The 11,064-nt window shown below is 61.9% G+C and carries 8 protein-coding genes and 4 pseudogenes; 9 read left to right on the forward strand and 3 right to left on the reverse strand.

What is annotated here, in order from left to right; translation table 11 throughout:
* Positions 1 to 83 precede the first annotated feature (83 nt).
* The 3 genes and pseudogenes from JCM25143_RS04155 to JCM25143_RS04165 all read right to left on the reverse strand — a co-directional run bounded on the left by JCM25143_RS04155 (position 84) and on the right by JCM25143_RS04165 (position 3,108).
* Positions 84 to 755 (reverse strand): RDD family protein, encoded by a 672-nt coding sequence (locus JCM25143_RS04155; protein WP_025860124.1) that lies wholly within the window; start codon positions 753 to 755, stop codon positions 84 to 86.
* Between the two features lie 20 nt (positions 756 to 775).
* A pseudogene (gene argJ / locus JCM25143_RS16755) lies at positions 776 to 2,016 on the reverse strand (bifunctional glutamate N-acetyltransferase/amino-acid acetyltransferase ArgJ).
* Between the two features lie 126 nt (positions 2,017 to 2,142).
* The gene (locus JCM25143_RS04165; protein WP_025860125.1) at positions 2,143 to 3,108 is read right to left on the reverse strand and encodes a peptidylprolyl isomerase; all 966 of its coding nucleotides are present in this window, start codon (positions 3,106 to 3,108) and stop codon (positions 2,143 to 2,145) included.
* A gap of 275 nt (positions 3,109 to 3,383) precedes the next feature.
* Between JCM25143_RS04165 and secA the strand changes: the two are divergent.
* The 9 genes and pseudogenes from secA to JCM25143_RS04210 form a co-directional block, all read left to right on the forward strand.
* A pseudogene (secA, locus tag JCM25143_RS16760) lies at positions 3,384 to 6,150 on the forward strand (preprotein translocase subunit SecA).
* Positions 6,151 to 6,155: 5 nt separating this feature from the next.
* Positions 6,156 to 6,904: pseudogene (locus tag JCM25143_RS16765) on the forward strand (YebC/PmpR family DNA-binding transcriptional regulator).
* Between the two features lie 3 nt (positions 6,905 to 6,907).
* Positions 6,908 to 7,414: a crossover junction endodeoxyribonuclease RuvC gene (gene ruvC / locus JCM25143_RS04180; protein ID WP_025860126.1), complete on the forward strand. Its 507-nt coding sequence runs from the start codon at positions 6,908 to 6,910 to the stop codon at positions 7,412 to 7,414.
* Positions 7,411 to 8,019, forward strand: coding sequence for a Holliday junction branch migration protein RuvA (ruvA, locus tag JCM25143_RS04185; protein ID WP_025860127.1), 609 nt, complete (start codon positions 7,411 to 7,413; stop codon positions 8,017 to 8,019). Before ruvC ends, ruvA begins: the two co-directional genes overlap by 4 nt.
* Complete coding sequence (gene ruvB / locus JCM25143_RS04190) at positions 8,016 to 9,122, forward strand: Holliday junction branch migration DNA helicase RuvB (RefSeq protein WP_025860128.1); 1,107 nt, start codon at positions 8,016 to 8,018, stop codon at positions 9,120 to 9,122. The genes ruvA and ruvB overlap by 4 nt, the downstream gene beginning before the upstream one ends.
* Positions 9,123 to 9,124: 2 nt before the next feature.
* Positions 9,125 to 9,538, forward strand: a complete 414-nt coding sequence (gene ybgC / locus JCM25143_RS04195) for a tol-pal system-associated acyl-CoA thioesterase (RefSeq protein WP_025860129.1) — start codon at positions 9,125 to 9,127, stop codon at positions 9,536 to 9,538.
* Positions 9,539 to 9,660: 122 nt separating this feature from the next.
* A complete protein-coding gene (gene tolQ / locus JCM25143_RS04200; protein ID WP_025860130.1) occupies positions 9,661 to 10,380 on the forward strand; it encodes a protein TolQ in 720 nt (239 codons plus the stop codon).
* Positions 10,381 to 10,383: 3 nt separating this feature from the next.
* Positions 10,384 to 10,815: a protein TolR gene (gene tolR, locus JCM25143_RS04205; protein WP_025860131.1), complete on the forward strand. Its 432-nt coding sequence runs from the start codon at positions 10,384 to 10,386 to the stop codon at positions 10,813 to 10,815.
* Between the two features lie 36 nt (positions 10,816 to 10,851).
* A pseudogene (locus JCM25143_RS04210) lies at positions 10,852 to 11,064 on the forward strand (energy transducer TonB); the annotation flags it as partial.

The following is an 11,064-nucleotide window of genomic DNA, read 5'->3' on the forward strand; positions in this document are numbered from 1 at the left end:
GGGTGCCATATCCTTTTTCTGATGAAGGAACAGGAAAAAAAAGCAGGCCCCGCCCTGAACGGGCTGGGGCCGTGTGCGCGCGTTCAGCCCCGGGGGCGGAAGGATACGGTGCGCGGCTCGTCGTGGCGGATCACAAGCGTGCCCGCGATCAGATCATGCAGGCCCTGTTTGCGGCGGGTAAAGGCTACCATCAGCACGCCGATATACAGGAACGGAAAGGAGATGAAGGCCTTGACCGCAAAGCGCACCACTGCGCGCGGCAGCGAGATACGCTCGCCCGAGAGGGTAACAACCCGCAGGCGGCACAGCAGCTTACCGGGGGTGGCCTGCAGGCGGGAGGATTCGAACAGGACGAAATACAGCGCAGGCAGCAGGGCCAGCAGCACACTGCCGGGTGTCTGCCAGTTGCCGGTCTGGATATGGGGCACCAGCACCGACACCCCATGCAGCAGGTGGTCATAGGGCTGCGGGTTACCCGCGAAGGCTGCAATATCGACCACATTGGTGGACTGGCCATCCGCCCCCGATATGGGCAGCTCCTGCCAGCGGACGGAAATTTCCGGCCCCACAAACAGCCCCACGACGCCCTCGGTCACGGATAGCAGGAGTGAATCGACCAGAAACGCCCAGACACGCCACCAGAACCCGGCATAAACCCACACCGGGGCCTGAGGGCTAAACCATGCACCGTTATCCGGCGCGGGTGGAGCGGAAGGGGCAGCGCCCCAGCCGGGGGGCGGCGTAAACGTGGACATTGAAAGCCTGCTCCGGGTTTTCAGCTCCGGTAGGAGCCGTTGATGTCGATATAGCCGTGGGTCAGATCGCAGCTCCATGCGCGGGCATGGCCTTCGCCCAGCCCCAGATCAACAGCGATGGAGATTTCCTGCCCCTTCATGTGGGCAACCACCGGGGTTTCGTCATAGCCATCGCGCACTGTGCCGTTCTGGGCGATACATACTCCGCCTATGGAAACGCTGAGCGTATCACGGTCTGCGGGTTCGCCGCATTTCCCAACGGCCATGACAACGCGGCCCCAGTTGGCGTCTTCCCCCGCAATAGCGGTCTTGACCAGAGGGGAGTTGCCGATAGCCATGGCCACACGCCAGGCCGAATCATCGGAAACCGCGCCGGTGACATCAATGGTCATGAGCTTGGTCGCTCCTTCGCCATCGCGGATCACCATCAGGGCCAGCTCTTCAAGCAGGCTGTCCAGCGCCTGACGGAAGGCCGCCAGTTCCGGGGCATCGGGGGCTGTGCTTGCGGGCGGGGCATTGCCTGCCGCACCCGTGGCGAACAGCAGCACCATATCGGAAGTGGAGGTGTCGGAATCGACCGTGATGCAGTTGAATGTCCGCTTGACCCCGGCAGACAGCATGGCCTGCAGAAGTGCCGCGGGCAGGGCCGCATCCGTTGCAACAAAAGACAGCATGGTGGCCATGTCGGGCGCGATCATGCCACTGCCCTTGGCCATGCCCTGAATGGTTACTTCAACCCCGCCCAGCAGGGCTGTACGTCGCGCGGCTTTGGGGAAGGTATCGGTGGTCATGATCCGCGTGCGGCGGCTTCCCAGCCGGTTTCGCTCAGGGCGTCATGCAGGGCGGGCAGGGCGGCGGTAATGCGCTCGGCAGGCAGGATTTCACCAATCACGCCTGTGGAGGCTAGATAGACCTCACCGGGTGCGCATTGGGTCAGCTTGGCTGCGGCCTGTGCTGTCTGCTCGCAGGTTTCACGCCCGGCGCGGCCGGTAAATACGTTGGCGTTGCCCGCGTTCACCACTAGTGCGCGCGCACGGCCTTCGGGCAGGATGGCTCGGCACCAGTCCACCGGCGCGCCGGGGCATTTGGAACGGGTGAAAACACCCGCCACGGTGGTGCCAGCGTCAAACTCCGCCAGAACAAGGTCCGTACGGCCTTTGTAGCGAATGCCTGCGGCAATGGCCCCCAGACGAACCCCGCGTACCGGGCCCAGTTCAGGCAGGGGGAGAGCAAGCGGAGAAACGGGAAGAGGCTGCGCCATGAGGCGGAATCCTTGAACGGGAAGGACTGGTGGGCAGAATTGAATACGGGCGGGGATCATACCCGCCCGTTCCGTAGTCAGCCACCCCATGGCGGCAGGGCGCTACGGGGTGGGGTTATGCCTGACTTATTTCTTGGCAGGTGCGGCTGCGGCACCGGCCGGTGTGGCCGGGGCGTTGGGCAGCTGCTTGCCGCTGGTGGGGTCGAAGCGCACGACTTTCACCTGTGCTGCGGCTTTATCCACGGCTTCACGCACGTATTTCTGGATCAGGGCCTGACGGATCTTGTCACGCACGGAATCCAGCGACGGCACGGGGTCCGTGCGGGTGTCGAGCACCTGAATGACGTGGTAGCCATACTGGCTCTTGACCGGAGTGGTGCTGATATCGCCCTTTTTCATGGCGAAAGCGGCATCGGAGAAGGCGGGGATCATGTCGCCCTTCTTGAACCAGCCAAGATCGCCACCGTTCTGCTGGGCGCTGCCCTTGTCGGTGGAGAGTTCAGATGCCAGCTTGCCGAAATCCGCACCGGCTTTCAGCTTCTTGATGACATCCTGCGCCTCGGCTTCGGTCTTGAGCAGGATGTGCCGTGCATGCACTTCCTTTTCAGGAGCCTTGTTGGCGTAGTTTTCTTCGTAATACTTCGTCATGTCCGCATCCGTCAGGTGCGGCATGACAGACTGCGACAGCCAAGCGTTCTGCAGCGCCGTATCGGCGGCAGAGGTCATCAGCTTCTGGGTTTCAGGCTTTTTGTCCAGCCCGTCCTTGTGAGCCGCGATCAGGATCGCCTTCTGGTCGATCAGCTGGTTGACCAGCATGGGAATGATCACGTTGGGCGGGAGCTGGCGCATCTGCGGGGGAATGCTGCCCGCTGCTTCCTGCACATCCGCGAGGGTGATTTTTTCACCGTTCACGGTCGCGACGACAGAAGCCGGGTCAGCCGGTTTTTCCTTGTCAGCAGCCGGAGCCGCAGCGGGAGGAGCAGCAGGGGCAGCCGCGTAGGAGGGGTGAACCAGCAGGGATGAGCCAGCAGGGCGGCAGTAGCCAGCCCGGACGCGTAAGACGTGAACCGCATGAAATTCAGAACCTTGCACAGGTAAAAACTGTCTACCCTGTATGAAGGAGGCTAACCGGCCCGGCAAGCCCTGTTTCTTGTGGTTTCGCTCTGCCGTTGCGGCTGGTGGGGCGGGTGCGCGGGCGGTGCCGAGGGGGACAAAAGGGAGGGGTTGGTTGACCGCAGACCAGCCCGGTCCTATTTTGCGGAGCAAGCCATGCCCAAGACAGGCCTGCGCGCGCTGGTGCCATTGCCGTTGCGTCAGGCGTCATGAGCGTAACATTCGTAAGGCGGTTCAGTTCCGGAAAGGTGTTCATGTTTTCTCGCGTCATCCGCGCCCTGTTTGGCACAGCCAATGAGCGGACACTCAAGGTTTTCCAGCGCCGAGTGCAGGAAATCAACGCGCTTGAACCGCAGATCCAGGCTCTGGATGATGCAGCCCTTGCCGCAAAAACTCAGGAATTCCGGGCCCGTCTGGGCAACGGTGCGACACTGGACGAGCTTTTGCCCGAGGCCTTTGCCGTTACGCGCGAAGCGGCGCGGCGCGTGCTGGGCATGCGGCATTTCGATGTGCAGCTTATTGGCGGCATGGTCCTGCATGCTGGCCGGATCGCGGAAATGCGTACCGGCGAGGGCAAGACCCTTGTGGCAACGCTGGCGGTTTATCTCAGCGGGCTGTCGGGTAAGGGCGTGCATGTTGTTACGGTCAATGACTATCTGGCTGCGCGCGATGCGGCGAGATGGGGCGACTGTACGAATTTCTGGGCCTGACCACGGGCGTGATCGTGCCCAACATGCCGGACGATGCCCGCCGGCAGGCTTATGCGGCCGATATTACCTACGGCACCAATAACGAATTCGGCTTCGACTACCTGCGTGACAACATGAAGTACCATCTGAACGAAATGGTTCAGAGGCCCTTCCATCATGCGATCGTGGACGAAGTGGACTCCATCCTTATCGATGAGGCCCGCACGCCGCTGATCATCTCCGGCCCGGCAGAAGACAGTTCCGACCTCTACCGCGCGGTGGATGCGGTTGTGAACGAACTGGTGCGCGATGAAACGGCCTACGAAAAGGACGAGAAGTTCCGCACCGTCATCCTGACGGATAGTGGTTCCGAACAGGTGGAAGAGCTGCTCCGCGCCGCCGGGGTGCTGGGTGAGGGCGGGTTGTATGACCTGCACCACGTGGCCGTTGTGCATCATGTGCAGCAGTCGTTGCGTGCCCATACGCTGTTCGCGCGCGATGTGGATTACATCGTGCGGGGCGGCAAGGTGGTCATTATCGACGAGTTTACCGGCCGTATGATGGAAGGCCGCCGGTATTCCGATGGCCTGCATCAGGCACTCGAAGCCAAGGAACATGTTGAAGTCCAGCAGGAAAACCAGACGCTGGCTTCCATCACCTTCCAGAACTTCTTCCGGCTTTATCCGCGCCTGTCGGGCATGACCGGCACCGCCATGACGGAAGCCGACGAATTTGCCGAGATCTATAATCTCGATGTGGTGGCCATTCCCACCAACCGTCCCGTGTCCCGTAAGGATGAGGATGACGAGATTTACCTAACCGAGGCTGAAAAATTCGGCGCGGTGGTAACGCTTATCCGCGCGGTGCATGAGCGTGGGCAGCCCATTCTGGTGGGCACCACGTCTATCGAGAAAAGCGAGGCCCTGTCGGACCTGCTGACCCGCGAAAAAGTGCCCCATAACGTGCTCAATGCCCGATTCCATGAAAAGGAAGCCGGTATTGTGGCGCAGGCGGGCGCACCCGGTGCCATTACCATCGCCACCAACATGGCCGGGCGTGGTACGGACATCAAGTTGGGCGGCAATGTGGAAATGCTGATCGCTCAGGAACTGGACGATGTGCCCGAAGGCCCCGAGCGCGATGCCGCCGAGCAGGCTATCCGTGCCCGCGTCGCGCGCGATCACGAAATCGTGCGTGAGGCCGGTGGCCTGTATGTTATCGGCACCGAGCGGCATGAAAGCCGCCGGATCGACAACCAGTTGCGCGGCCGCGCCGGGCGACAGGGTGATCCGGGCAATTCACGCTTCTTTATCTCGCTTCAGGATGACCTGATGCGGATTTTCGGCTCCGACCGCATGAGCGGCATGTTCCAGAAAATGGGCATGAAGGAGGGCGAGGCCATTGTTCACCCGTGGCTGAGCAAGGCGCTGGAGCGGGCGCAGAAAAAGGTCGAAGCCCGTAACTTCGACATGCGCAAGAACACGCTCAAATATGATGACGTGATGAACGATCAGCGCAAGGAGGTATACACCCAGCGCCGCGAGTTCATGGCGACGGAAGATGTCTCCACCATTGTGGCTGATGCGCAGGATGATGTTATCGATATGCTGGTAAGCCAGCATATTCCTGAAAAAGCCTTTGCCGAGCAGTGGAATATCGAAGGTCTTTCTCAGGAAGTAAGCCGGATCTTTGCCCTGGACCTGCCGCTGGCGGACTGGTCGCGTGAAGATGGCATGGATGCTGAAGGCATGGCCGGGCGTATCAGCCAGGCGGCCACGCAGGCGCAGGCGGCGCGGGCTGCCAATATTGGCCCCGAGCTTATGCGCTTCATTGAAAAACAGGTTCTCCTGACCACCTATGACGCGGTATGGAAAGAGCATCTGCATGCGCTGGACCAGCTGCGTCAGGGTATTGGCCTGCGCGCCTATGGGCAGAAAGATCCGCTGAACGAATACAAGCATGAAGCCTTCACGCTGTTTACGTTCATGCTGGAGGAAATGCGCCAGCGCGTGGTGTCGCTCATGGCGCGGGTGGAGGTAACACCCCCGCCGGTTGCGGTTGATCCGTTCGCGGATACCGCCGCCATCCATGCGGACCCCGAAGTGCCGGGCTTTGCGGCCAATACGGCGGCGGAACTCACACCGGGTGCCAGTCCGGTCATGGCAACGCCATAGGGGGCAGCGCCATCATGCCGGATGACCCCTCAAGCTGGGGGGAAACGCCCCGCAATGCGCCGTGTCCGTGCGGCTCGGGGCGTAAATACAAGCATTGCCATGGCCGCGTGCCTGATAAGGGGCGTGTGGCGGCACGGCAGTATATGAGACAGGGTTAAGGAATATGGCTGGTCATTCCCAGTTCAAGAACATCATGCACCGCAAGGGTGCGCAGGATGCCAAGCGTGCCAAGCAGTTTGGCAAGATTATCCGCGAACTGACGGTGGCCACGCGCTCCGGCCTGCCGGAGCCCGCCTCCAACCCGCGCCTGCGTGCGGCTATTGTTGCCGCGCGTGAAGTGAACATGCCCAAGGATACGATCGAACGCGCGATCAAGAAGGCCAGCGGGGCCGCGGGCAGCGATGATTACGTGGAAATCCGCTACGAGGGCTATGGCCCGGCGGGTGTGGCCGTGATTGTGGAAACCCTGACCGACAACCGCAACCGCACCGCTTCGGATGTGCGCGCAGCGTTCTCCAAATACGGCGGTCGCTGGGCGAAGCCAATTCCGTGTCCTTCATGTTCCGCCGTCTGGGTGTTGTGGTCTATCCGGCGGCGACCGCCTCGGAAGATGACATGCTTGAGGCCGCGATCGAGGCCGGGGCTGAAAACGTGGTAAGCACCGCCGCCGGGCACGAAATCACCTGCGAGGTGGAGTCGTTCTTTGCTGTGCGCGATGCGCTTGAAACCCGTTATGGCGAGCCCGAAAGTGCAAAGCTGGACTGGCGGCCCGAAAACACCGTGACACTGGATGAGGAAAAGGCACGCAGCGTGTTCAAGCTGCTCGATGTTCTGGATGATCATGACGATGTCCAGAACGTTTACGCCAATTTCGATCTGCCGGATGATCTGGCGGAAAAGCTGTCGTCCTGATCCGTGGCGCGTCTGCTCGGCATTGATCCCGGCCTGCGCTTTACCGGCTGGGGCGTGATTGATGTCGAGGGCAACAGGCTGCGGCATGTTGCCAATGGTGTTATCGCGACCAATAGTGCGGAGAGCGTGCCTGACAGGCTGCGTATGCTGCATGAAAGCCTGACCGCCCTGATCGACAGGCTGAGCCCTGACGAGGCGGCTGTAGAGGAAACCTACGTCAACCGGAACGGCACCGCCACGCTCAAGCTGGGCTATGCGCGTGGTGTGGCCCTGCTGGCCCCGGCGCTGGCGGGGATTGTTGTGGCGGAATACGGTGCGCTGGCAGTTAAGAAGGCCGTGGTGGGCACCGGCTCGGCTGACAAGACACAGGTTGAAATGATGGTGCGCCGCCTTTTGCCGGGGGTGGAGGTTGTGCGGGCCGATGCGTCCGATGCGCTGGCCGTGGCTATCTGCCACGCCCACCATCGCGCCAGCGCGCGCCATATCGCGGCTGGGGTAAGAATGGCATGATAGCGTTTCTGTGCGGGCTGGTTATTCAGGTTGAAACCGGAAGCTGCGTGGTGGACGTGAATGGCGTGGGCTACCTGCTCGCGGCTTCCACCCGCACGCTGGCAGCCCTGCCCAATCCCCCCGAAAAAGCCCGTATTCTGGTTGAAACCGTGGTGCGTGAGGATGCGATCCTGCTCTACGGTTTTGTGGAGAGTGCCGAGCGCGCATGGTTCCGGCTGCTGACCGGCGTGCAGGGGGTGGGGGCCAAGGTGGCGCTGGCCATTCTGTCCACGCTGTCTCCGGCGGAGCTGGTGGCGGTGCTGAGCACATCAGACAAGGCCAGCCTGACACGTGCCCCCGGTGTTGGGGGGCGTCTGGCCGAGCGGATCATTACCGAACTGCGCGACAAGGCTGGTCGTATGCCCGGTGCCGGGGCTGATATTGTTTTGCCGGTTGCCGTAACCCCCGAGGGCGGAGTCGAGGCCGATGCGTTGCTGGCACTGGCGGGGCTTGGTTTCCGCCGGGTGGAGGCCCTGCCTGTGCTGCGCCGCGTGCTGGAGGCCCATGGCCCCGGTGCCACGCTGGATACGGTGCTGCGTGACAGCCTGAAAGACCTTGCCCGATGACGGCGGATTTCATGCCTGAGCGCGCGGTCAACCCCGCCCGGCTTGAAGAAGACCCGGCCGATGGCGCGCTGCGCCCGCAAACACTGGCCGATTTTACCGGCCAGCAGGCCAGCCGCGAAAACCTGTCCATTTTCATTGCCGCTGCCCGCCAGCGGGGCGAGGCGCTGGACCACGTGCTGCTGCATGGCCCACCGGGTCTGGGCAAGACCACGCTGGCCCAGATTGTCTCGCGCGAGCTTGGGGTAGGGTTTCGCGCGACATCGGGGCCGGTTATCCAGCGCGCGGGCGATCTGGCGGCGATCCTGACCAACCTGCAACCGCGCGATGTGCTATTTATTGACGAAATCCATCGTCTCCAGCCCGCGATTGAGGAAATTCTCTATCCTGCGATGGAGGATTTCCAGCTTGATCTCATTATTGGCGAAGGCCCGGCCGCGCGCTCGGTGCGTATAGACCTGCCGCCCTTTACGCTGGTGGCTGCAACCACCCGCGCGGGTTTGCTGGCAACTCCCTTGCGCGACCGCTTTGGTATTCCGCTGCGGCTGGTTTTTTACACGCCGGAAGAACTGGTGCGGATTGTCGCGCGCGGGGCGGACAAGCTGGGCTTTGCCTTGTCTACCGACGGCGCGATGGAAATTGCCCGCCGCGCGCGTGGCACACCCCGTATTGCCGGGCGGCTGCTGCGCCGGGTACGCGATTTTGCCTCCCTGACCGTACCGCCCGATGAACCCGTGTGGGTCGAGGTGGTGGATGCCGCCCTACAGCGGCTGGAGGTCGATGCTCTGGGGCTGGATGGCATGGACCGGCGGTACCTGCGCCGCATTGCGGAATATCATAATGGTGGCCCGGTGGGTGTCGAAACCCTCGCGGCGGCTCTGGCCGAATCGCGTGATACGCTGGAAGATGTGATCGAGCCCTATCTGATACAGGAAGGGTTGGTGCTGCGGACCAGTCGCGGGCGTGTTCTGGGTGAGCGGGGCTGGCGGCATCTGGGCCTTGTCCCCCCGCCCGATGAAAGTGCCCGCACAGGCCAAAGCGCTCAGTCTGACTGGCTGAATGACGAGGCGGCGCGCGATCCTGCGGGGCCGCACGTGGGAGATTAGGCATGAGTGAACACGCCATAGAATTCCGCGTCTATTATGAGGATACCGATGCGGGGGGCATTGTCTATCACGCGCGCTACCTCGCTTTTGCCGAGCGTGCCCGCACCGAAGCCATTCGCTCCATGGGTATGCCGGTTTCTGAACTTTTGCGTGAACACGGGCTGGTTTTTGTCGTGCGCGATGCGCGGCTGACCTATCGCACCCCCCTGCGGCTTGATGATGTCCTGTGTGTCACAACCCGGCTTTTGCGCTTGGGTGCGGCCAGTTGCGTGCTGGGCCAGACCGTAACGCGCGAGGGGGTTGTTTCGGCGGAAATGGAGGTCGGTCTGGCCTGCGTGCGCGCCAGTGATGGCTATCCTGCCCGATTTCCGCCCAACTGGCGTGATCTTCTGCAAAAACTTGCGGTCAGGGACTGAAAAGCGCCTCTTCTGCTTTGTTGAGGAACACAGTAATACAGGCGGCAGTATCGGGCAGTGTCGGCTTTTCCCGAGTCGGCGGCTGTTATGCCAGGTTTGGGTGCTAAAGGCAGGAGGCGTTATTGGATCGTGCGGTTGATACGGCAAATCTCGGCGTGAGCGCGGCGGGAGATCTGTCGGTATGGGCGTTGTTCATCAATGCCTCGCTTGTGGTCAAGCTGGTGATGCTGGGCCTGCTTGGGTGCAGCATTGTGGTGTGGGCGATTATTTTCGCCAAGACGTTGACGCTGCGGCGCATCAACCGTGAAGCCTCGGGCTTTGAGGACCGTTTCTGGTCCGGCGGCAGTCTGGATGACCTGTACGACACGGACGGGGCCAAGCCCACCAACCCGATGACGGCGGTTTTCGGTGCCGCCATGGGTGAATGGCGGCGTTCGGCCCGTATCCCCGGTGTGGATCTGGTGCGTGGCGGGGTAAAGGAGCGGGTTGACCGCGCCATTGGCATTACCATTACCCGCGAGATGGACCGCCTGCGCCGCTGGGTGATCTTTCTGGCCACGGTGGCCCCTGTGGCCCCCTTTGTGGGCCTGTTCGGCACGGTGTGGGGCATCATGCACTCGTTCAGCTCCATCGCGGCTGAACACAACACCAATCTGAGCGTTGTCGCTCCCGGTATTTCTGAAGCTCTGTTTGCTACGGCCATCGGCCTGCTGACGGCTATTCCCGCTTATGTGGCTTACAACATCATCAGCAACAGTCTGGATCTTTTCGAGGACCGGCTTGATGGTTTCGGTGCCGAGTTCGCGGCCATCCTGTCGCGCCAGTCCGAAGAAAGGGCGTAAGCCATGGGCATGCCGTCATCAGGAGGGAAAGGCCGCCGCAGGCGTCCGATGGCCGATATCAACGTGACTCCCATGGTGGATGTCATGCTGGTGCTGCTGATCATTTTCATGGTCACATCCCCCATGATGACCAGCGGCGTGAATGTTGACCTACCCAAGACGGACGCCAAGCCGGTCAATTCCGATACCAAGCCCATTACCGTTTCCATCAAGGCGGATGGCGGCCTGTATCTGGGGGATGATCCCGTCACCCCTGACCAGCTCGTCGGGCAGCTCAAGGCCGCGTCCAACAACGACCCCACGCACCGTATTTTTGTGCGCGGCGATGCCCATATCGATTATGGGCGTGTCATGCAGGTCATGGGGCAGATCACGTCGGGAGGGTTCACGCATGTGGCTCTGCTGGCGCAGCAGCCTGCTGGCGCCAGCCACTAGACCAGCTTCAGGGGCACAGAGGTTAAGGGAATGCCCATGGCACGGCCACGGCGGTTTGATCAGGTTCTGCTCCGTCGCTCGCTTTATACGTCGGGCGCGCTGCATGTGGCGTTGATTGTGGCTTTGCTGGTCACGCTGCCACATACGCCCCCGCCGGAAGAGCCGCAGCCCGAGCCGGTCGAAATGGATTTTGAACCGGCGGATAATAGCGGCGGCCCTTCGGCCAAGGCCGATGCGCCTTCGACCGAG

The sequence above is a fragment of the Acetobacter papayae JCM 25143 genome (genome assembly GCF_000613285.1).
GTDB lineage: Bacteria > Pseudomonadota > Alphaproteobacteria > Acetobacterales > Acetobacteraceae > Acetobacter > Acetobacter papayae.

Bases quoted from the DNA above. Each gene is read 5' to 3' on its own strand.
- JCM25143_RS04155 (WP_025860124.1), bottom strand. From the start codon at position 755: ATGTCCACGTTTACGCCGCCCCCCGGCTGGGGCGCTGCCCCTTCCGCT.
- ybgC (WP_025860129.1), top strand. From the start codon at position 9,125: ATGAGTGAACACGCCATAGAATTCCGCGTCTATTATGAGGATACCGAT.
- ruvB (WP_025860128.1), top strand. From the start codon at position 8,016: ATGACGGCGGATTTCATGCCTGAGCGCGCGGTCAACCCCGCCCGGCTT.
- tolR (WP_025860131.1), top strand. From the start codon at position 10,384: ATGGGCATGCCGTCATCAGGAGGGAAAGGCCGCCGCAGGCGTCCGATG.
- ruvA (WP_025860127.1), top strand. From the start codon at position 7,411: ATGATAGCGTTTCTGTGCGGGCTGGTTATTCAGGTTGAAACCGGAAGC.